The sequence below is a fragment of the Pseudoalteromonas luteoviolacea genome (assembly GCF_021654285.1).
Taxonomy (GTDB): Bacteria; Pseudomonadota; Gammaproteobacteria; order Enterobacterales; family Alteromonadaceae; genus Pseudoalteromonas; species Pseudoalteromonas luteoviolacea_J.
This window is the reverse complement of sequence record NZ_JAKFZS010000003.1, coordinates 128,547-152,256: the sequence shown is the minus strand read 5'-3', so window position 1 is coordinate 152,256 and position 23,710 is coordinate 128,547. Positions and strand designations below refer to the sequence as shown.

The 23,710-nt window shown below is 44.0% G+C and carries 15 protein-coding genes; 11 read left to right on the top strand and 4 right to left on the bottom strand.

Translation table 11 applies throughout. The annotated features are described in order from the left end of the window. Positions 1–266 precede the first annotated feature (266 nt). From L1077_RS03450 to alr, 10 genes are all read left to right on the top strand, one after another. Complete coding sequence (locus L1077_RS03450) at positions 267–692, top strand: type IV pilin protein (protein WP_275424197.1); 426 nt, start codon at positions 267–269, stop codon at positions 690–692. After that, a complete protein-coding gene (locus L1077_RS03445; RefSeq protein WP_237135609.1) occupies positions 655–1,140 on the top strand; it encodes a GspH/FimT family pseudopilin in 486 nt (161 codons plus the stop codon). The genes L1077_RS03450 and L1077_RS03445 overlap by 38 nt, the downstream gene beginning before the upstream one ends. Further along, complete coding sequence (locus tag L1077_RS03440) at positions 1,131–1,598, top strand: type IV pilus modification PilV family protein (protein WP_237135608.1); 468 nt, start codon at positions 1,131–1,133, stop codon at positions 1,596–1,598. The genes L1077_RS03445 and L1077_RS03440 overlap by 10 nt, the downstream gene beginning before the upstream one ends. Continuing rightward, positions 1,555–2,130 (top strand): PilW family protein, encoded by a 576-nt coding sequence (locus L1077_RS03435; RefSeq protein WP_237135607.1) that lies wholly within the window; start codon positions 1,555–1,557, stop codon positions 2,128–2,130. The genes L1077_RS03440 and L1077_RS03435 overlap by 44 nt, the downstream gene beginning before the upstream one ends. A gap of 11 nt (positions 2,131–2,141) precedes the next feature. After that, a complete protein-coding gene (locus L1077_RS03430; protein ID WP_237135606.1) occupies positions 2,142–3,968 on the top strand; it encodes a type II secretion system GspH family protein in 1,827 nt (608 codons plus the stop codon). A gap of 254 nt (positions 3,969–4,222) precedes the next feature. Further along, positions 4,223–4,768 (top strand): RNA polymerase sigma factor, encoded by a 546-nt coding sequence (locus tag L1077_RS03425; protein ID WP_237135605.1) that lies wholly within the window; start codon positions 4,223–4,225, stop codon positions 4,766–4,768. Beyond that, complete coding sequence (locus L1077_RS03420) at positions 4,761–5,264, top strand: hypothetical protein (RefSeq protein ID WP_440589534.1); 504 nt, start codon at positions 4,761–4,763, stop codon at positions 5,262–5,264. Before L1077_RS03425 ends, L1077_RS03420 begins: the two co-directional genes overlap by 8 nt. A gap of 10 nt (positions 5,265–5,274) precedes the next feature. Continuing rightward, on the top strand, positions 5,275–6,219 hold the full coding sequence (locus L1077_RS03415) for a DUF4097 family beta strand repeat-containing protein (protein ID WP_237135603.1): 945 nt from the start codon (positions 5,275–5,277) through the stop codon (positions 6,217–6,219). 128 nt (positions 6,220–6,347) lie between these two features. After that, on the top strand, positions 6,348–7,727 hold the full coding sequence (dnaB, locus tag L1077_RS03410) for a replicative DNA helicase (RefSeq protein ID WP_237135602.1): 1,380 nt from the start codon (positions 6,348–6,350) through the stop codon (positions 7,725–7,727). A gap of 28 nt (positions 7,728–7,755) precedes the next feature. Next, positions 7,756–8,838, top strand: a complete 1,083-nt coding sequence (alr, locus tag L1077_RS03405; RefSeq protein WP_237135601.1) for an alanine racemase — start codon at positions 7,756–7,758, stop codon at positions 8,836–8,838. 7 nt (positions 8,839–8,845) lie between these two features. Here alr and L1077_RS03400 read toward each other — a convergent pair whose 3' ends face one another. The 4 genes from L1077_RS03400 to L1077_RS03385 form a co-directional block, all read right to left on the bottom strand. Further along, a complete protein-coding gene (locus L1077_RS03400; RefSeq protein WP_237135600.1) occupies positions 8,846–9,277 on the bottom strand; it encodes a secondary thiamine-phosphate synthase enzyme YjbQ in 432 nt (143 codons plus the stop codon). Next, complete coding sequence (locus L1077_RS03395; protein WP_023400721.1) at positions 9,274–9,741, bottom strand: chemotaxis protein CheX; 468 nt, start codon at positions 9,739–9,741, stop codon at positions 9,274–9,276. The genes L1077_RS03400 and L1077_RS03395 overlap by 4 nt, the downstream gene beginning before the upstream one ends. Before the next feature lie 72 nt (positions 9,742–9,813). Next, positions 9,814–10,248 carry a zinc uptake transcriptional repressor Zur gene (gene zur / locus L1077_RS03390; RefSeq protein WP_046355917.1) on the bottom strand — a complete coding sequence of 145 codons (435 nt, stop codon included), beginning with the start codon at positions 10,246–10,248 and terminating at the stop codon, positions 9,814–9,816. 43 nt (positions 10,249–10,291) lie between these two features. Further along, positions 10,292–12,772 carry an EAL domain-containing protein gene (locus L1077_RS03385; RefSeq protein ID WP_237135599.1) on the bottom strand — a complete coding sequence of 827 codons (2,481 nt, stop codon included), beginning with the start codon at positions 12,770–12,772 and terminating at the stop codon, positions 10,292–10,294. 917 nt (positions 12,773–13,689) lie between these two features. Here L1077_RS03385 and L1077_RS03380 point away from each other — a divergent pair. After that, a complete protein-coding gene (locus tag L1077_RS03380) occupies positions 13,690–23,709 on the top strand; it encodes a non-ribosomal peptide synthetase/type I polyketide synthase (protein WP_237135598.1) in 10,020 nt (3,339 codons plus the stop codon). Position 23,710 lies beyond the last annotated feature (1 nt).

The following is a 23,710-nucleotide window of genomic DNA, read 5'->3' as shown; positions in this document are numbered from 1 at the left end:
GATGAATATCGCGATTGATTACGGAAGATTCATACATACAAGTTGAAAAATTAATCTAAATCACAAATACGGCAAAATGGCGCCTATATATTAAAATGATAGGTACACATTAGTAATGTCATGTAATATCGTACCCATTTTATATAAAGTTGATTTGTGATAATTTAGTTAACTCTTTTTTATTAGATACTTTTTTTTGCTGTCCAAATATCATACAGTGGTATTTTGAAAAATATGACAGCGTTATCATTTGAATTTGGAGAATAATGTTTAATCGTCGTAGTGTACGTGGCTTTACGTTAATTGAATTACTGATGGTGGTTGCGCTGGTTGCTGTCCTTGCGAGTATTGCGTTACCCAGCTATTTAGATTACTTACGAAAGGGCAACCGAGCTGATGTACAGCAGTTAATGTATCAAGAAGCTGTAAAGTTGGAGCGTATTTATTCGAGAAATGGTGGCTATCCTGATAGGAGTGAATACACCATCACTAAAGTGCATCCACACTACGATTTACGTTATACACCGTTAGGTAAACCCACTGGTGCAGTAGGCACATATAGAAACCTACGATTTAGTATCAGTGCAACGCCTAAGGCAAACACTACTCAGGTCTCTGATATATGTGGTACGTTAAGGTTGGATGAGCAAGGCGATGGGGTCTCAGATGGGCCAGCTGATGAGTGTTGGTAAGTCAAAACATCGAGGCGTTACTTTAATTGAGTTACTTGTTTGTGTTGCGCTGGTTGCTGTGCTTGCAAGTTTGGCGATGCCCTCTGTTGTCACCTACATTAAGCAAGACCGTGTTGATTCAAATATTCATCAATTAAACAGCGTATATCAATATGCGCGCAGTGAAGCGGTAAAAAGAGAGCAGTCAGTAAGGTTGGTCAAACAAAATTCGCAGTGGTTGGTGAATACTTTGGTGGATGGGGAAGAAAAAACATTACGCACGTTTACAATTGGACACGAATCTATTCAGGTAGAGTTAGTCGATCGTGAGATAAGATCGACGGGTGAGATAAACCAAATGAGTAATATTTTAGTGAGTGATAATGACAATAGCACGCTTGATTACCGTTTATGTATATTAAGAAGCGGTCAGAGTTGGATTGGTGAGGCTGCTGAAAATTGCGTTTAGAAAAAGGTTTTTCATTAATTGAAGTGATGGTATCCATTGTGATCGCTGGTGTGGCTCTATTGGGCTTGGCTGGGGCGCAGTTGAAGTCACTACAATTTGCGAATAATAGTTTTAACTATACACTGGCACTGGTGCATGGCCAAAATGCAATTGAACGAATGTGGACAGATCTCTGTCATTTTCAGCATGTTGACCAAGATTTAGTGACGATGAGTAAAGCAGAGGTTTCCAGATTACACCCAATAGATACTCGCTTTAAACTCAATATATCCCCAGATAGATATAATGATCCGGCTTTAATTCGTAACTCACCAGATCAACGAGACGTTACATTTACGGTGAGTTGGGATGATAGTCGAGTACAAAATGACAACCAAAATAACCTTTTGAATCAAATTACATTAGTAGCCAGTTATGTATATGTACCAGCGCCAACGCCAGCAAGCCCATGTAACTAAATTCAACGGGCGTGGTTATACGTTAATTGAACTCCTTGTTGCGATGGCCGCAGGGTTATTTTTGCTCTCGGGGGTGGCTATGTCATACACGGCGATTAAAAGTACCGTAGTGGCGAGTAAAGAGTTATCACATGCGCAAGAGGTGATCCGTTATACCAGCCAAGTGATGACGCGAAGCATTAAGCAGACGCACCAAAAGCCCGAGCTAGAGAATAACAAAGCTGCTTTACGAGTATATCAAAAAGCATTGCAACTTGCGTGTGATGGCAGCGTGCCAATAGCAGATTATTCAGAGTTATACACATTGTCTAATGGTTATTTAACTTGTGATATAGGGTCTGGTCCGATACAGCTTTTACGAGGCTTAGAAGCACTGAGTTTTGACGAAGATGGGATATTAATCAGTATTATAGTGAAGCCAACAAATATGCCAAAGCAATTAGAGAATGGCGCTCTTAATGATAATGGCATTCAAATTGATATTGCGGCAAATCGCCTCGTGCTTGATAAAGCCGTATTTACAAACCCATAAGGCTAGGGCTAATGAAACGTTTTTCGCGACAATCGGGATTTACACTCATTAAGGTCATGTTATTGAGCACCATGGCCAGTGTGGTGGTATTTACGTCTATGAAAGACACCATAGTACAAGAACGATTGAGCGGTAACTTTCAAAAAGATTTAAATGCGCGCTTGCAAGCTGAAAAAGGCGTGTTTGCCACTGCTGATGATTTGAACGATTATGCAACCACGATTAACTCCTCAGCGACATTGGCTGATGTATTAGAGAATGTTTCAGGTATTAATAATCAAGCTACTGGAGATGGTCAATTTTCAACAACAATCACCTCACCGGAAGCTGGCATCATTGAAGTAGGTAGTCTGGGTAATAAATATGGGGACGACGCCGCTAATAATATGGTGGCGGTTTTTGAATTCACAGATGCCGTTGTTGAACCGGTTTTTAATAATCCAGTAACAGGGTGTAAAGGGGTTAACTTATCGGGCAGTGGCTTGGTGGATAGTTACAATTCTAAAATTGGCGACTACGAAAACTCTCGCGGTGACAATGGCGATGTGAATACCGTGATTGGTGACTCGGATGTGGTGCTCTCTGGGCACTCGCCTATTCGAGGTGATGTTAAAGCTTCAGGCGTCTTGTACCTCAAGGGCTCATCGCCTGTCATTGGTAATGTGCAATCCAATACGGGCATTGATATCTCACATGGTAGCGGTGTTCGAGTCCAAGGGGATGCATTGACGCAAGGTTTTATCATTCACCGAGGCGGTGATATTACGGGTGTTGTGCGTGCTAATGGGAATGTAGAAATGCTCTGGGGGGCGGATATTCTCAACGAGTTCAATGATCCTTTAGATATTCAATATGGTGGCACAGGTAAGTTTGAGTTAGCCACAGAGCACTCTCAAGATGGCGTATATTACACCGCAGAAAAATTTAATGTTAATCCCAATGTAGAAGCCGTGCGCGTTTATGATCCGGACTCACCGAATCATGACCAGACAACGGTTGATGAATGCGACCCGCTTGCGCTACCTAGCAATATGCCAGATATCATGACATACAATAACAGTGAAGAAAATTTGGTTGTGAAATCCAATCAAATTTTCACATTTCGTCCGCAGCGCGCCAGCCTAGAAGAGAAAGTCCAAGGGCAATGGCAAGAGACGAGATCTTGGATATCCAGCGAGGCTGATATTTATTTATTTGGTGTGAATAAGCAGGTTCACGGCAGACTGAATGAAGACAGTGAATACGTATACAACATGAAAAGTTTTACCTTAGGTGGTGATGGCTTGGTCAATGTTAAAACGGTTTCTTCTAATGGCACAGGCGGTGGCGACGTAATTTGGTTAATAGACGGTGATTTTATTATGACTGGTAATAGTCAACTAAAGATTGCCAAAGGTACCAGCTTAACCGTGTTTGTGACAGGTAAAGTGAGGTTAGGAGGGAGTGCTCAAGTTATCACCGAAGACCCAGGTATAACAGAAAGCGGACTTGGCACATTCAATATTTTTTCATCTTATAAGCCTGAACCGAATGACAATAGTGCAGATAACAAAAATGGTATTATCGTCAGTGGCACATCATCGTTATATGCGGTGATCTATGCCCCACTGACCTCAATTTCTATGAATGGCAGTGGACAGTTTTTTGGTACTGTGCGCGGCGCGACGATTGAGGCGAATGGCGGTAGCGGTATTCATTTTGATGAAGCGTTGAAAGATCTTAAGCTTGGCAATGGCGGTACGGTGAAAGAGCCTGCCACATTAAAATTTGTAGGTTGGCGCTATAAGCACCCTGAAGAGTTTAGCGATGACACCGAACAGACCACTAAGAGTGAATAAATCATTAGTTAGAGGTTTATTCACGTCCAAATAGTATGCGCAGTGCCAGCTGTGCTTATCTTATTAAAAACATTTCAATTTAATTTAAACCTTTTCTCATTGCGCTGCGTCTTACAAATTATGAAAGGCACTGCGGGGGCCTGATGTGACATTAGACGATAGGCCAGATAAGTGCATGTTAAAATAGGCTTTAAGCACTTCTTTTTTTGCTTTGATATGTCATTATCATTGCCTCGTGGTAAAGGAATTAAAATATGTTAGTTGACGCTATACACCCTTGTGATGAGCTTGAACAGTTGGTTAAGCGCACTCAGCAGGGCGACCAAGCGGCATTTGCGGCTTTATATGAGCAATGTCACCGGCGCGTTTATGCCTTGTGCTTAAGATTACTTGCTGATCAGGCTCACGCTGAAGATGCCAGCCAAGAAGTGTTCGTTCAGCTATGGCATAAGATTTCGCAGTTTGATGGCAAGTCTAAATTTACGACGTGGTTGCACAGTGTCACATCAAACATCGCGATTAGCTATTTGCGTAAGCATAAAAACTGGTTACAAAAAGTCGTTAGCTTTGAAAACAGCGGTATGGATGAAGCAGGGATTGATTTGTGCGGTGATTTAAATGGCTTGGATAAGCTAGTGCTTAGGCTTCCAGAAAGGGCAAGACTGGTATTCGTACTACATGGCGTGGAAGGTTATCGACATGAAGAAATCGCCGAGATGCTAGGTATGGCTGTGGGGTCGAGTAAATCTCAGTACCACAGGGCAAAAAAGTTGTTACAGGAGTGGTATGAAAATGACTAAGCCAACATTTGATGAGTTTTTGTCTCAAGAAGTGAGCAAAGCACAGCAGCAACAAGATTTGCCTGAACCTCAGCGACCACTTTGGCAAGGTATTGATAAAGCGATCAATGCGCAATCAGATACAGTACTTACTAGCGAAGCGGCTAAGGGTAATAGCGTTTGGCGTCAAATGTCAGCGCTTGCTGCTGCAACCTGTATTGGTATGTGTGTGATGTACTTTAGTTTAAGTACGCCTGAACAGAACAATATGGTGCAGATGAGCCAGTATTTTGAGCAACAAAAACAAATCTTACTGGTTCAATATGGCAACCAACCTGCACTGACCAATGATTGGCAAGTGCAGTTACAAGAATTAGAAGAAGCTGAGCAAGCGATTAAGCTTGCGCTTGAGAATGATACGCAAAATGCCGCTTTACTGCAGATGTTAGCTCAGGTTTATCAGCAACAATTAGATTTAATAGAGCGAGTTCATCAACCTCGTTGGCAAAAAATTTAGGAGAAGTAGGATGAAAGCATTGATGTTGAGTTTAGCCATGTTCCCTTTGGCGACGTTGGCGGGTGACAAGATTGATAAAGAGATTGAAATCCCATTAGATGGCAAGGTTTACATTGAAAATCAACGTGGCCATGTAGAAATAAAGACATGGGATAAGCCCGCATTTAAAGTGGTGGGTGAGCTAGATGAAGATGCCAAAGGCTATAAACTTGAGAGTAAAGGCAGCAAGACAAAGTTTATTGTGAAGATGCCCTCGAGCTCAAGAAATTGGGGACGTCAACATGATGGCTCTGACCTTAAAGTTTTCATGCCAAAGCAAAGTGAATTGGTGTTTGAAGGTGTACAAGTGGATGTTGAAGCCGCTCAGTTATCGGCGGGTGCTTACATAAAAACGGTTAATGGTGACATTAAAGCTGCCCAGATCAGTGGTAAAGTGCGTCTTGAAACAGTTAATGGTGATATCGAGAGCAAAGATTTAGACGGCCGTATTCGTTATGAAACGGTCAATGGCGACATCGAAGACATCGGCTCAAAGGGTAAGGTGCGCTTCAATGCGGTAAATGGCTCCGTTGAAAGCAAAACGCAGGCAACAGAAATTAGACTGGAAAATGTCAATGGAGAGGTTGATTTTGAGATTGCGCAATTACAAGAGCTAAGACTGAATACTGTTAACGGCGAAATTGAAGTTAAAGTTGCTAAATTACTACCTAATGCCAGAGTGAACCTCGAGTCAGTCAGTGGAGATGCTGAATTGTATTTCCCCGCAGATATTTCAGCCAAGTTTGATATTGATGCGCATGCGGGTGGTAAAATCTCAAATGAGCTGAGTAATGATACAGTACACAAAGCAAAGTATGGCCCATCCAGAGAGCTCGAATTCACAATCGGCTCGGGTGATGCTGATATTGAAATAGACACAGTCAGTGGTCGCATTGAACTGAAAAAACACCGCTAATGACTTCGGCCCAACTCTGTTGGGCCAGTACTTTTTGACGATAAGCCCCATCACATAGCTCATCAGCATTCAGTTTTATCAGATTTAAGGTTACAATAACAAATCCACTCATTTGTTTTTGTCGTACTATGGCCAAACCTGATCAACAAGTCGATACACTAAAAGTTCCACCGCACTCCATCGAAGCAGAGCAGTCTGTTTTAGGGGGCTTAATGCTTGATAACCAAGCATTTGACCGCGTTGCGGAACTGGTTGTTGCACAAGACTTTTACACACGCACGCATAAACTGATCTTCGAAGCCATGACTAAACTCGTTGAGCTTGGTCAGCCGATAGATCTGATTACCATTTCTGAGAACTTGGAAAAGAACAACCAATTAGACTCGATTGGTGGATTCGCTTATTTGGCTGAAATTGCCAAAAACACGCCAAGTGCCGCCAATATTGATGCTTATGCCAGTATTGTGCGTGAACGTGCCGTTGTTCGAGAGATGATCTCAGTTGCCAATGAAATTGCAGAAGCGGGCTTTAATCCTGAAGGGCGAACCAGTCATGATTTACTGGATTTAGCTGAAAGTAAAGTCTTTAAAATTGCAGAGCAGCGCACTAAGAGTACTGAAGGTCCGCAAAATATTCACAGTATTTTGGAAAAGACCATAGACAAAATCGAAGAGCTTTATCAGTCTCCACAAGATGGTGTAACTGGGGTGAGCTCTGGCTACTCAGACTTAGATCAGATGACCGCGGGTTTACAGCCGTCAGATCTGATTATTGTTGCAGCGCGTCCATCTATGGGTAAAACCACATTTGCGATGAACTTAGCTGAGCACGCCGCAATGACGCAGGATAAACCTGTACTTATCTATTCACTAGAGATGCCCTCGGAACAGATCATGATGAGGATGTTGGCATCACTTGGCCGTATTAACCAAACTAAGGTGAGAACAGGTCAATTAGATGATGATGATTGGGCGCGTTTATCGTCTACCATGGGCCTTTTAATGGAAAAAGGGCAGATGTATATTGATGACGCATCGGGTTTGACGCCTACTGATGTGCGTTCTAGAGCTCGTCGTATCGCACGAGATCACGGTGGGATCAGTATGATCATGGTGGACTATTTACAGCTTATGCGCGTACCTAGCTTGTCTGATAACCGTACTTTGGAAATCGCAGAGATATCTCGTTCATTAAAAGCATTAGCAAAAGAGCTTGAGTGTCCTGTTATTGCTCTTTCTCAGCTTAACCGTACCCTAGAGCAACGTGCAGACAAACGCCCAGTTAACTCAGATTTGAGGGAATCAGGGTCTATCGAGCAGGATGCCGACTTAATCATGTTTATTTATCGTGATGAAGTATATAACGATGACAGTCCAGACAAAGGCACTGCTGAAATTATCATAGGTAAACAGCGTAACGGTCCAATTGGTAAGGTTAGGTTAACCTTCCAAGGTCAATACTCTCGTTTTGACAATTATGCTGGGCCAGCCATGGATGATGAGTATTAAGCCCAGAAGTAAATAAGGGTTACTGGCAATGCGTTTAGCCACAGCTGAAATAAATATACCTGCACTGCGTTATAATTTGGCGCGCGTAAAAGAAATCGCGCCCCATTCAAAAGTGATGGCGGTGCTAAAGGCCAATGCCTATGGACATGGTTTAGTTAAAATTGCTCAGTGCTTGTCTGATGCTGACGCTTTCGCCGTGGCGCGGATCGATGAAGCATTGGCACTGCGTGCTGGGGGCTTAACCAAGCCGATTATTTTACTTGAAGGTTTTTTCGATCCGAGTGACTTACCCATTCTCCTTGCCAATAACTTTGAGACAGTTGTGCACGATGAGAGCCAGCTAGCAGCGATTGAGCAAAGTGATCTGGATATGCCATTGTCAGTTTGGTTGAAAATTGATACTGGCATGCACCGCTTGGGTGTGGAGCCTGAGCAATTTGACAATTTTTATCGACGTTTAAAGCAGTGCGATAATGTCAAACCAGCGGTTAATTTAATGACGCATTTTCCGTGTGCGGATGATGTGGGCAATGACTTTACTCAAACGCAGATAAATTTGTTTTCCTCAATTGTATCTGGGACGAACGAAGCGCTATGTTTAGCAAATTCTGCTGGGGTGATTGGTTGGCCTGATGCGCATTTTGATTGGGTGAGATCTGGACTCATGCTATATGGCGTTTCACCCATGCTAGATAAAACAGGTACAGATCATGAGTTAAAACCCGTCATGCGTCTGAAAACCCGTGTCATTGCGATAAAGCAGGTTGTTCAGGGTGATCGTGTTGGTTATGGTGGACGCTGGCAGTGTGCGCAATCGACAACGCTTGCGGTTGTTGCTATGGGTTATGGTGATGGTTATCCTCGTCACGCAAAGCAAGGAACACCAGTGGTGATAAAAGGTCAACGTTATGGCATCGTTGGCAGCGTATCTATGGACATGATAAGTGTCGATATCGGCAGTAATGAAGCGCAGATAGCAGTGGGTGACGAAGTAGAAATGTGGGGGCCAACACTCCCCGTTGAAGAGGTTGCCGTATGTGCGGATACAATCCCATACGAGCTGCTTTGTAACGTTACACCCCGTGTGAGCTATGAATACTGTGATGAGTGAGCAGAGCTCACTCTAGCAATTGACCTTGTAGCGTTGCAACAACGCGTCTCGGCCCGCCATGATCTCTGTGCTCACCTAAATACACCCCTTGCCAAGTGCCTAAATTAAGCTGCCCTTGATAAATAGGGATAGTCACTTCACACCCGAGTGTGCTGGACTTTATATGGGCTGGCATATCATCATCACCTTCATAGTCATGACGGTAATAGTGTTGGTTTTGTGGGACAAAATGATTGAAATGACTTTCCATATCCATGCGTACAGTTGGGTCCGCATTTTCATTCACGGTAAGACTAGCTGATGTATGCTGAATAAATAAGTGAAGTAACCCAACTTTGTAATAACTCAGTTGGGGAATTTGGGTAAGTAATTCATCATCAATAAGATGAAAGCCTCGTGCTCGAGGCTTCAGTGTGATCACAGATTGGTGCCAACTCATAGCTTGTCGAAGCTGACCTCTATATTTGCGTTACCATCTTCTGAGGTGAATGGCATGATAATTTTTGCCCCTTCACATTTATGCGTAATCGTATGTCCAGGTCCAGATACGACAAGCGGTGTTGCCATATCAAAGTCATAACCTTTTTCGCCGAGTAAATTTTTAGCGCCACCGGTAACCATGTTGGTTATTTCACCAACCATATCTGTGACTTCTTCATTGATTTTTTCCGGTCGTTCACCAAGCATTCTTTCCATGATGGCAAGCGCAAGACTTTCATCAAATGTAATTGAAAAAGAGCCTTTGGTTTGTGGGCCAACCATACCAATTAATCCAGATACGTCCCCACGGGCGACTTCATCTTTTTTTATCTTTGGCTTACCAGGCGTCAACTCTGTTTGCGCCATGGTCGCTAATACATTTATTAGTGAAGATAAAAAAGGGTTGATGAACTCAACATTCATATTTTAGGTCCCTTGTTTTATTCGTTATAACAGACATTAGTTTTAAGTGTAGTGGCTTTTTTGTTAGCTGCACTACTCTTGGCACTTTTCACATAGCCCATGGGCTTCGATTGTCTGTGCTTTTACTTTAAAGCCTTTTTCAGCTGATAAATTATTTAACTCATGAGAGATGGCACCAGAATGTAACTCTTGAACATGCCCACAACTATCACAAATCAGGAGTTGGACAGGGTGGATATGGTCAAAATGGTGGCACAACATAAATGAGTTTGTGCTCTCGATTTTATGGATGAAACCTAGCTCAGACAAAAAGTCTAATGCGCGATACACTGTAGCAGGTTTGGCGCTGCTTTCTGTTATTTTTAACTCTTCGAGCAAATCATATGCACCAACACCACCTTGTTTTGTCGCGAGCAAGCGAAATACTTTCTCTCTGATAGGTGTGAAGCGTGCACCGCGATTGTCGCAAACTTGCTTAGCTTTTGTAACGAGTAGTTCTATATTCATATTCTAAATCCTTACACTACTTCTCAATACTAACATATTCAATTTAATAGTCTTGTATCGACAAGGATTTATTCTCAATATTCAAAGGTTGTTGTGCATATTGCGCTAACCACGCTTCAAAATCAATTTTTGACATAGGTTTACCTAAAAAGTAACCTTGGCCTAAGTCACAACCAAGTGCGGCTAAAGTATCTAATTGTAGCTGGGTTTCTATGCCTTCGGCGATTACTTTTATACCTAAATTATGGGCCATGGTGATGATGGTTTTGACGAGTTGCTCCACCTGCTCGCTGGTGTGCATGTCAAAGATAAAGCTCTGATCTATTTTCACTACGTCAAATGGGTATAAACGCAAATAGTTTAAAGACGAGTACCCTGTGCCAAAGTCATCCATAGAGACAATAACGCCTAACTGATGAAACTCAAATAGGGCATCTTTAACCAGTGCATCACCGGTAAGCAGCACGCCTTCAGTGATCTCTAACTCAAGATACTGGGTGTCAATTTTATGCCTGTGGATCAGGGTACTAATGGTATTGACTAGGTTAGGATCTTTGAATTGTCGTGGAGATAAATTGACGGCAATACGATATGGATGAGGGTATACTGTTTGTAAATGCGCAATTTGCAGAATTGCTTGCTCTAGCACAAATTCACCAAGCTCGATGATGTAACCGGTTTGCTCTGCAAGCGGAATAAACTCTGCTGGAGAGATCCAGCCTAGTTCTTCATTATGCCAGCGTAGTAGCGCTTCGGCGCCAACGACAAAGCCATTAGATAAATCATATTGTGGTTGAAAATAGACTGAAAACTCTCCTTTCTCTAGCGCGCCACGCATTTGATCTTCTAATTTTAATCGACGATTGAGATCTTGGCTCATACTTTCTGTGAAAAATGAAAAGGTATTTCTGCCCATTTGTTTTGCACTATACATGGCTGAATCAGCCTTTCTTAATAGCTCATTCGGAGAATCGGCATCGTCAGGAAATACTGCAATACCAAGACTTAAAGAGATAGTGAATGCGCGCTCATCTATTTCGAAAGGGGAACGAAATAGTTGTACCAGCTTCGTTGCGATTGCGGTGATATCATGGTGAGTGTGAATATCCCCAAGTAATAATATAAATTCGTCGCCGCCAAGGCGCGCAACGGTATCGTGTTTTCGCAACGCACTTTTTAACACGCTCGCTGAATGGATAAGCACCTTGTCCCCCACCTCATGGCCCATCGAGTCGTTTACTTTTTTAAAATCATCTAAATCAATAAACCCGACCGCTATGAGTTGGTGGTTACGTTTAGCTTCGTGGATCATTTGTTGAAGGCGGTCGAGTGCTAAAAAGCGATTGGGTAGGTTGGTGAGCGTATCGTAAAAAGCATGCTTGAGAATGACTTCTTCTTGGCGCTTCTGATCTGTGATATCTCTGACTGCAATAACTAATTTATGTGAATTGGGGATCGCATTTAAGCGCGCTTCAAAATGTTTACTGTTTTTTGTGCTTTCTAGTTTGTAATCAATTTGCGTTAGCTGACCGCTTTGCTCAATGGTTGATATGGCTTTGATAAAGTGTTTGGCCGCATGCGAAGGGAATATATCTACCAGTTTTTGACCGACAAATTGCACTTCGGGCATGGGTAGATTTTCATTATTACTGTAATGGCACTCCAAAATTTTGCCCTGTTTATCAATGATAAAAAAGATATCTGGCAGTGCAGAAAAAATGCCCTCTAGCATGCTATGTTGTTCAATGGCTGCTTGCTCTGCGTATTTTTGCTGCTTAAAGCCGAGTTCAAGCGCATATGAAGCGCGTGCAATATTGTTTGCTAATAGTTTTAGTTCTCCTTGTCCATCAATACTGTGCTCTCGGATAAATTTAAAATCCCCCAATTGATTACTGTATTTTACTAAGGCTGAAATAGGGCGGTGAATAAAGCAATAGGTCACCAGTAATGCTAACAGTGAGACAAATACAATCGCCGAAATGATAAACCAAGCATTGTGATTGTAGTGTTGTAATAGCTGTGCAAACGTATCTGAGAGATCATATTGGCTATAGACTAATAGGGATGAATTGGCATCATGATTTTGGGTGTTCGTGAGAGAGACTATTTGCGAGGTCGCTAAAATGTTGGTGCCTTCATCAAAATGAGATGACAGCGGTGTGTTTTCTTGAGCGACTTTCACCTTGTCGATAAGTGGAAATAGGGCCTGAGCGTTTAAACCAACATGCTTTTTCTCTGAGCTATATAAAATATTAAGCGCTTTATCTGTTACCAGCGTAACAGGCGCTGGGATGATAAAAGTAGGTGCGCTTATTTTTGCACGAACAGCATCAGGGCTACCATCTTGCACAGCTGATACCATATTCATTGAAAATTGCGTCGCAGTGAAAATTGTCTGCTCAACAATAAAGTCTTTTTTAACGCCAAAACTAAAAATGATAAGCACCAACGCAAATATAGCTGCTGAGAGCGTGGAAAGGAGCGTTAACCAAACCTTGAGGTTGATTGAATATACTTTATCCATTTTCATTCCTTTACTGCCGTTTGCCTATCTCGGCAGCAAAAACGTCGCTATACATTGTTTAATCCGTTAATGACGATGAGTTGCAATCTGTTAAGGTCATTAAAGTACTCACTGTTAAATTAAGCAGTTACCCTTTCAGACTGCGGCTATCCTAGCTTCAGTATAGTTTAATTAAACAGATAGCAATGGCTGATTTAAGTAATAAATATTTGACAGCGCTGGTATCTGTTCATTACGAAGATGAACTTTTGTGTTGTGTCTCTTTATGTCAAATAGCCTTCATGTAGCATTGCTAGGCTAATCATTGATGAGATTTAAAATTAAAAATGACTGCTGTTTGATATAACGTAATGTGTTTAATAATAATCTCTGGAACAACATGCAAAAAGTGCTAGCTTGGGCAGCACTGTTCCACAAAGTTTAAACTTTACCAAAGGTTGCATTCTATCCATTTGTTAATTTTTGGTAATTTTGATTTATTTTTTCATTTTGTGTGATAGCATCTTAATGGCAGTAATGAATTAATAAAGAATATTCTGATTTTTAGGTAATGGGTATTGTTGTCTAGTTGTCTTGCCTGCATGAGTAGCATTTTCTTTTATTTATAATCCTTTTTAATCAATAATTTATTGGTTTTTGGGTGGTGGTAAAAGGTGTAGTCTATTAACTTAACTTGCAGTGTTTAGAAGTTAATTAACCTTCTTTTTTTGCGCGTCTACAAGCGTATGCATAGCAGTGATAAGCTATATGTCACGCGGTTGTTGGTTCGTTGTAAATTTTAAATTGATTAATTTTTTTCAATTTTGTGGTTAGAGCTAGGATTGCGGTAACAGCCTTCATTGCATAGAACACAAAGCCTGTCGAGCGGCCAGATCCTAGCACAGAGATCACTTAATCACTCTTTTTGTGGGCATGGCATGAAAACAGACTTAGTGACTGCGTTAGTTACATTAGCGAATACTCGTGGTGGTGACACTGCGTATCAATACTTTTTCTCCGACGACCTTCCCAGTCAATTATTGACTTATCAGCAGCTAGATCAACGGGCAAGACAAATAGCACAGCACCTAAGTGCGCATTTTGAACAAGGTGATCGCGCGCTTTTGCTATATAACTCAGGCTTTGCGTTTATCGAAGCGTTTTTTGCGTGTCTATATGCAGGGATTATTGCTGTCCCTGTGTACCCGCCAAAAAAGAATCAAAATATTACACGGTTACGAAGCATTATTGAGGACGCTGGCGCAAAAGGTGTGTTGACCTCGGAGAAAGTGAATGAAATCGCACGCCCATTGTTTGAGTCAGAAGCCAGTCTCAATGACTTGGCATTGTTTACAACGGATACCATAACGTGTGACGTTAAGCGTGATTGGCAAGCCATCTCAGTAAATGGCCAAGATTTAGCATTTTTACAATATACATCTGGCTCTACTGGGGTGCCCAAGGGGGTTATGGTCACCCACGATAATATTATCGATAACGAAGAAATGATGAAGGTGGCCTTTGGTCACAGTAGCCAAACGGCCATTGTTAGCTGGTTGCCTCACTTTCATGATATGGGATTAATTTTTGGCATATTGCAGCCAATTTATATTGGTGCGCCAGCGTGCCTAATGAATCCTACCTACTTTTTACAAAAACCACTACGTTGGCTCAAATTACTGACTGAGTTTAAAGGGGTGACATCCAGTGCGCCTAATTTTGCCTACGACTTGTGTGTTGATACTATCAAAGAAGAAGAATTGGCAGAGCTTGATTTGTCCCATTGGCAATCAGCTCTAAATGGTGCTGAGCCTGTTCGCGCCAGCACTCTTAAGCGTTTTTACGAAAAATTTAAGCAGTGTGGATTACGTAAAGAGAGTTTGTCTCCATGCTACGGCATGGCTGAAACAACACTGTTTGCAACGGGTGGCTCCTTGCTGAGCGAGCCGATAATTTTGACTCTGGATAATGACAAAATGCTAAATGGTGTGGCTAAAATACAGGAACACATCATCAAAAATGGGAACAATGCTGAATCGTCAGCTTATCAAGCTGTGTCTAGTGGCCATACATGGTGTGAGCATGAAGTTGCTATCGTCTCGCCAAGCACACTAAAGCGCTGTAAAGAAGGGGAAGTTGGCGAGATCTGGGTGAAAGGGGCGAGTGTCGCTAAAGGTTACTGGAATAAACCAGAGCAAACAAAAGCCATTTTCCAAGCGACTATCGCAGGTGAAGAAAGCGGGCCTTACTTACGTACGGGGGATTTGGGCTTTTTACAGCAGCATGAACTCTTTGTTACTGGGCGTTCTAAAGATGTGTTGATTTTCCGTGGTAAAAATTATTATCCGCAAGATATTGAGCTCACGGTCAGTGAAAGTGATAGTGCACTTGAGAGCAATGGCGGCGCAGCTTTTTATGTTCATGCAGATAATGAAGACAAATTGGTTGTTGTACAGCAAGTTAAACGCACCGCGATTCGCAAGTTAGATCACAAGCAAGTGATAGAAAAAATAATCAGTGCCATTGTCGAGCAACATGGCATAGCGCCTTATGATGTGGTTTTGATCAAGCCGGGCCGTTTGTGCAAAACCTCCAGCGGCAAGGTGCAACGGCAAGAAAATAAAGCGCATTATGAACAAGGGCGTTTTGAGGTTTTAGCAGCGTATAAATCAGGACAACCAGATAAGCAAGCTGCACCCTTAGCTGCTAAAAATACACAGCCTAAATCAGAACAAGCCTTATATCGCAGTGCATGTCAGCTACTGCAAACTATCATCGCCATAGAAGTCGGTGTTGAACACACAGAGCTAGATGTGGATGCCTCCTTTTTATCCTTGGGTGTGGACTCAATGAAGGCTGTGCGCATTTCTGGGGAGTTGATTGAACTACATGGCATCGAGCTTGAGTCGACCATTTTGTATGAGTATCCAAGCATCAGTGAGCTTGCTCAATATCTTTGTCAATTTGATGAAGTGAAGGCCGCGCTGACTCAATCTAGTAAAGACAATCCACATATAGAATCAAAAAGTAAGCAAGAACAATTGCGTGACGAGTCACAAAATAAAGCTACCTCCAGTGCTGAGGATCAAGAAACAGATATTGCTGTCATTGGCATGGCTTGCCGATATCCAGGAGCCAATAACCTAGATGAACTATGGCAGTTATTAAGCACTGAACAGGAGGCTATTAGCACCCCAAGTGAGCACCGCCAACAATTGTGTGCTGAGGTGAATGCTCAGCGTTTAGGCGGGTATCTAGATGACATTGCTGAATTTGACCACACGGTTTTTGGTATTTCACCAAGTGAGGCAAAACACATTGATCCTCAGCAGCGCATACTGTTGGAAAATACGTTTCATGCAATTCAATCCGCAGGGTATATGCCAGCGCAATTGGCTGGCTTAAAGATAGGTGTGTATGTTGGTATTTCACAAAGTGACTACTTTTCCCTGTCACAACAAGTGCAAAAGAGTACCGCCTATCTCGGTACGGGTAACGCGCTGAGTATCGCAGCAAATCGACTATCGTATTTTTACAACTTTACCGGCCCTAGCCTTGCGATTGATACGGCATGTTCCTCGTCGCTGGTGGCACTCCATCATGCTGTACAGGCAATGAGAAGCGGCGATATACCTCAGGCATTGGTGGCGGGTGTTAACCTGATTTTGAGTGATGATGTATCGCAAGCATGTGATAACGCGCAGATGCTGGCTGCAGATGGGCGATGCAAGACGTTTTCTGACAGTGCCAATGGGTATGTGCGCAGCGAAGGCGTTGGCTCTATTTTACTAAAGCCTTTATCGCAAGCCATCGAAGACAATGACCCGATTTATGGCGTGATCAAAGGGAGTGCAGTTAATCAAGACGGGCGCAGTAATGGGATCACCGCGCCCAATGGCCGTGCACAGCAGCAAGTGATCCAATCTGCACTTGAGCATGCTGGTGTTACTGCACAAGATATTGATTATGTAGAAGCGCATGGTACTGGGACAAAACTAGGCGACCCAATTGAGGTGTCAGCTCTACAACAGGTATATGCTCAGCAGCGCAGCAACACATTGTTGGTGGGGTCAATCAAGGCCAATATTGGTCATTTAGAGTCGGCAGCAGGTTTGGCAGGGCTTATCAAAACCTTGCTGTGCTTTAAACATCAGCAGATCCCTGCGCAGCGCTATAGCGAGACGCTTAATAGCCATATCCCGTGGGAAAAATATGCCATAGCGATCCCAACCGCAGATACGTCTTGGCCAAGCAATGAGGGCACACAGGGCTTAGCAGCGGTGAGCTCATTTGGTTTTGGCGGGACCAATGCGCATGTCATTATGGCGCCGCCTCCAAAGGAAAAAATAGCGCAGAATCAAGCAGTGAAACAACCTAGTTGCTGCGTATTACCGCTGGCTGCAAAATCGTCACTGGCACTATCAAGTTGGGCCAAACAGTTTGCATGCCAGTTGGAAAACCTTGGTGATAAAGCAAGTGCTGATTTAATTGCGCAAGTATCGGTTTCACCTGCCTTAAAAGGGGTTAAAAAAGCGTTTTATGGCATAGACAAGCAAGCGCTCGTGCAGCAACTGAATGATGCTGATATGTCTATGATGCCAGCGGATCAAAGCGTCAGCCCACCAAAAGTAGTGTTTTTATTCACAGGGCAGGGCGCGCAATATCCAGATATGGGCAAAGCACTGTATCAATCTGATGCAGTGTTTAAAGCGGCAATAGATGAATGTGAGTCTCTGTTGCTTGCGCATTATGATGAGCGTTTAACTAACGTGCTCTATGCAGAGGCACATCATGAAAAATTAAATCACATTCGCTGGACCCAAGTCGCCATTTTTGCCGTTGAATATGCGATGGCAAAACGGCTTAATTCATTGGGTATTTTCCCCGATTTATTGATCAGTCATAGTGTTGGTGAATATGCAGCAGCCTGCATTGCCGGTGTGATGTCTTTGGCTGATGCACTTAAGTTGGTGAGTGCGCGGGCGACCTTAATGCATGAGTTAGATGCCGGGGGCCAAATGATTGCCGCTAGGTGCACCCTTGAGCAAGCGCAGTCTGTTATTGCTGAGTATACACATACTGCTGCTATTTCTGCCTATCATGGGGAAGCGGGCGTGGTATTTTCTGGCAGCATGGATGCGATCACACACATTAGTCAACAGTTAACGACTATGGAAGTTCGTTACAAAGCCCTGAATACCGGAGCAGCATTCCACTCGCCACTTATGGCGCCCATGTTAGAGGCATTTGCCAAGGTCGTCGGCTCGGTCACTTTGCATAAGCCGACACTGGAGTTTGTTTCTTCGGTGACAGGCAAAGTAGAGCAAGACAGAGTCACTGACGCCAATTATTGGTGCGAGCAAATTACGCAACCAGTGCGATTTGATGCCTGCTTGCACTCGTTGCATGAGCTGACATCGATGTGTTTGATTGAGCTTGGCCCCAAACCGGTTTTAAGTGGCTTGATCCAAGAGAATTTGCCACGTATCGAGGCGACTTATCTATCCGTGTTGCGTGATAAGGGTGATGATCGCGAGCGCTTAGGGGAGTGTATTGCCAACCTATATGAGCTCGGTTTTGACATCAAATGGCAGGATTTTTACACATCTTTATCTGAGTCTAATCCCCAGCGCTTGCCGTTACCTCAGTATCCATTTGATAAGCATACGCACTGGATGAGTGCAATAGAGCCATCATCAACAATTGCCTCTAGCACCATACAGCCTCAACCTGTGACAGATGAGCTTCACAGGGCGCAAGCCATAGAAGAATTTATTTTATCTACTTTGGCAAAAGAGCTGGGGATGGATGCTGTGCAAATCGATCCGCACTTAGCGCTACTAGAAATGGGCGTGGATTCTTTGATGATAATGCGGGCTGTACGCATTTTTGAAAAACAGTTCGATTTAGAGTTCAGTGTGCGGCAGTTTTATGAAGAGTTGAGCACAGTAGCCAACTTAGTCGCCTATGTAGCGCAACATAGTGATTATTTGACGCCAGAAATTAATGCTGTTGAGGAAAATACGCCGCCACAGGCTACAAGTCCACGATTAAAAAGCTTCCCTATTAATGAATCAGATAATAACCACCTGATTGAGCGTATTTGTAGCGCACAGCTGCAAGCTGCCGCCAGCGTCAACAGTGAAGCTGCACAGCTCAGTGTATCCGATGTCACCGCACAGCAGTTGGCTTGGCTTGGACAGCAACCAATGGGAGAAGTTGGAGATAAATCAACGCTTTCAACGGCCGCTCAAGCACGTTTTGCAGACTCAAAAGTCACGCCTTCAACAAGTGAGTCGACTCATCAATCGGTGGCATCTGTACTGCCTGGTTTTCAAGCCAAGCAGCTGCAGCGGCAAGCAGGTACTGAGGAAATGCGTCAGCACAGTGAGGCGCTCAGCACGCAGTACTGCCAAAAGACAGCAGCCTCTAAGCGGCTGGTCTCTCAGCACAGATCGCATCTTGCCGATTGCCGCGCATCAGCTGGGTTTAGGTTATCGAGCAAAGAAATGCTTTACCCCATTTTTGCCAAGCGCTGCGCGGGTGCTCGAATTTGGGATATTGATGACAATGAATACATCGATATTACCATGGACTTTGGGGTGAATTTGTTTGGTCATAAGCCCTCATTTATCAACGCGGCAATTGCTCAGCAATTAGAATGTGGCATTCAGTTAGGGCTTGCAAGCCCGCAGGCCTGTGAGGCGGCTTCACTTATCAGTGAGTTGACAGGGTTGGCGCGAGTCTCATTTTGTAATTCGGGCACTGAAGCGGTGATGACGGCACTGAGGCTTGCCAGAAATAAAACCAAACGACCGCGCATTGTTCAATTTGAAGGCGCTTATCATGGCCACTTTGATGGCACATTGGCGGCTGTCGCTCCGGGTGGTGAGCGTGTGGAGCCAATGTGTTCGGGGGTACGCCACGAAACTGTTGCCGATAACTTAGTGCTTAAATACGGTGACTTTTCTGCGCTTGAACAGATAAAACAACATGGCCATGAGATAGCAGCCGTGTTAGTTGAACCTGTGCAAAGTCGTCACCCTGAGCTTCAACCATTCGAGTTTTTAAAGCAGCTTAGAGCGTTAACGAAGCGCTTGGGCATCGCTTTAATTTTTGATGAAATGATCACAGGGTTTCGCGCTCACTCAGGTGGCGTACAAGGGTTACTCGACATTCAAGCAGATATGGCCACTTACGGGAAAGTTGTCGGTGGAGGCTTGCCCATTGGTGTGGTTGCAGGTAGTAAAGAATATCTTGATGGCATTGATGGCGGTGTGTGGCAATACGGCGATCAGTCGTTTCCGCAAGCTGACACCACCTTTTTTGCAGGCACCTTTTGTAAGCACCCTTTGAGCATGGCAAGTGCGGTTGCGGTACTCAAGGAGATCAAACGTCAAGGCCCTGAGTTGCAAATTGAACTTGCGCGCAAAACCACTTACTTAAAAGAGCAGCTGAATGCGTTTTTTCAAGCGCATGCTATCCCGATTGCAATTAATACATTCTCATCACTGTTTCGCTTTCAATTTAGCCAAAACCTAGACGTATTCTTTTATGAGTTATTGAATCGCGGGGTATTCATTTGGGAAGGGCGCAACTGCTTTATCAGTGCCGCACACAGTAATGAGGATATTGAGTTTGTCATTCGCGCTGTCAAAGACAGTGCACTCACGTTGCAGCAAGCGGGTTATTTTGGTGATGTTGCAAAGCAAGTTCATTCTGTACACACCGACAGTCGTGTGGGTCAGCTTACTCAAGGACAAAGTCAATTGCTGGCACTGGCGCTACGCAGTTCAAGTGGAGCACTTGCATATCATTTGCAGGCCAGTATTGGTTTAGCGGGTGCACTAGATGTGGACAAGCTCAAGCGCGCTGTAGCGCATGTGGTGAGCAGCTTTCCTTTACTAAGTTGTGGCGTCGATGTGGCTGAACTTAAACATATCACTCGTGCAGCCCCCGAACTCATGTGTCTCTCTATTGCGCCTGAGGAGTCCCTTTGTGAAGTTGAGCAGCGTTTGTCTGAGCTGCGTTATCAGTCATTTGATTTTGAGCAAGCGGGTCTGTGCCGCTTCTATTTACTGACTGACAATATGCATAACCATTACTTGAGTGTGGTCGCCCATCACATTGTATGTGATGGTATTTCTCTACAGTTGGTATTGGCAAAAATAGCTCAAAACTACAGTTCAGATGAGCAAGCGGTTTGCCCAAGTGCGCCAAGCTTTGGTGAATATGCCCAAGCGTTGTCAAATTACACCCAGACAAATATTTATGGGGAAGATATGCAATATTGGCAAGCTCAGCTAGCAGGTAGTGAGCAGTTAGCTTTGCCACTAAAGCGAGATGCGAAAGCTCAGCCTAACTATCAAGTGCAACAACTGAGGTATCGAGTGAGCACGCAAGCGGTGCAAAATCTACAATCTGTTGCAAAAGCGCAAGGTTGCGGATTGTTTGCAACACTATTGGCCTGTTATGTGGCTTGGTTACATAAATTGTCTGAGCAAACGCGCATTGCTGTCAATGTACCAGTCTCAGATCGCCAATTGCTCTCACCTGATGTAGACGCCGACGTATTAGACGCGCATTTACTTGGCTATTGCACCAATATGTTACCGTTGCAACTGGATGTCTCAGCGACGATGAAGTTTGGTGAATTGGTCGCACAGGTGCAAGACAGATTGCTCACTGGGTTTGAACATCAGCATCTTCCCTATGCCCATTTGTGTGAGCAAGATTGGATCATGCCAAGTACGGTATTTAATTTTGACCGTGTACAAAGGTTACCAGAATTCAGTGGTTTGCAATCGAACTCGGTCGCAAATAACAACTGTTTTGGTCAGTTTGAAGTGTCTTGCAATATTTTGAATATTGGTGAGCAGTGGTGGTTTGAACTCGATTATCAACGTGATAGATATGATGATGACATGTTCGCGCGTTTTGCACAGTCTTGGCTAGTCATGGCGGCTAATATCTGTGCTGATCAGGCTATGCACAGCGATTTGTTTGAGTTGCAAAAAGATGATGACTATAACCAGATGTTATCTGCACAACTGGCCAATCCTTCTCTGGGGTTTGAGTGTGATTCATTGATTGACATGGTGTCGCAACAGGCATTCAACACACCGCAAAAAATAGCGGTGAAAGATGATATTACTGAGCTCAGTTACCAAGCGTTGGAAGCGCAATCGAATCAGTTAGCGCACCACCTCATGGCGCAAGGTGTAGGGGCGGGTAGTTTAGTGGCGGTTGCTTTATCACGCACCAGTAAACTGTTGGTCGCTTTGCTCGCCGTGTTAAAAGCGGGATCGGCTTATTTGCCCATTGATGTTACTTACCCGCAAGCGCGGATACGGGAAGTGCTGTCAGATGCGCAAGCTGATTTACTGCTGTGCGATGCGCCATGCGCTGAAATTAAAACCATGGTCGATACGGGCATGGTGTGTGTCGATATTGACCTCGAAGCCAGTGAAATTGCAGCGTATCAAACTGCATTACCAAAAAGCGCAGTTGCCAGTGAGCAGTGCGCTTATGTGATTTATACCTCGGGCTCAAGTGGTCGCCCTAAAGGGGTTGAAATTAACCATGGTGCTTTGGCCAACTTTTTACTTTCTATGCAAGAGAAGCCAGGTATTTCCCAGCAAGACCATGTGTTAGCCATTACAACGATGGCATTTGATATTGCGGCATTGGAGTTATTCTTACCCATTATTTCTGGGGCGACCTTAGTGATTGCCAGTGAAGCAGCGTGTAGCGATCCGCTGGCGGTTTCAGAATTGATTGAGCGACAGCAGATCTCCTTTATGCAAGCGACTCCGACGCTTTGGCAACTTATTATTCAGGCTGCTCCCAATAGTATTTCAGGATTAACAGTACTGTGTGGCGGTGAGCCATTGACTGCTAATCTGGCAGAAAAGCTGTTGAACCAAAATGTTCAGCTTTGGAATATGTATGGGCCCACAGAAACCACCATTTGGTCAAGCGTTGCGCACATTACCGATGCACATGACATTACCATAGGTCATGGCATTGCGAATACGGGGTTGTTTGTCATGTCTGAGCAAGCCAACGAGCAAAGCGAGCCGTTGCCCATTGGTGTTTGGGGTGAGCTTTGGATAAGTGGTGCGGGCTTGGCAAACGGTTATCTTAATCGCGCAGAGTTGACTGCTCAGTGTTTCGTGACGCACACCGTTAATCATCAGCCTTTACGGCTATATAAAACAGGTGATAAAGCAAGGTGTTTACCCGATGGCCGATTTGAGTTGCAAGGGCGCTTAGACAACCAAGTGAAGTTGCATGGGCATCGCATCGAGTTGGCCGAAGTTGAATATCAATTGCGCAAGTTACTCGGTCATGATGATGTGCGTGTCTTAGTCAAAACAGCTCAGTCAGGCACAGCCCATTTATGCGCGTTTTGCCTCTCTTGTCCACAGCAAGGTGTGCAGTGGGAGTACAGTGCCATTCGTCAGCATTTAATGATGAAGCTACCCAGCTATATGGTACCAGAATTTGTCAGTTGGCTTGAACAATGGCCCCGCACACCGAATGGCAAAATTGATACCAAGTCGCTTGCATTGCCAGTGCTTGAAACTGGCCATGTAGCGCGTCATCGCGCTCCAGATGACCAGATAGAGCAGACTTTACTTGGATATTTTATCGACTTATTACCCATAGAGCAGATGAGCACAGACAGTAGCTTTTTTGACTGTGGTGGTAACTCGGTAATGGCAATGCAGTTGATATCCCGGATTAACCGACATTTTGCAGTGCGTTGCACCGTGGCTGACGTGTTTGATTTTAGCAGTGTCGTTTTACTTGCTCAGCGCATTGGTGTGCTGATGGCAGAACCTGATCAGGCAATGCACGGCGCGACCCAAGTAGAAGTTATCAGTGACATAGTTAGCGGGCGCGATATCAGCGCAGCTTTTGATGATAAATCCATGACAGAGATGGACTTGTAAG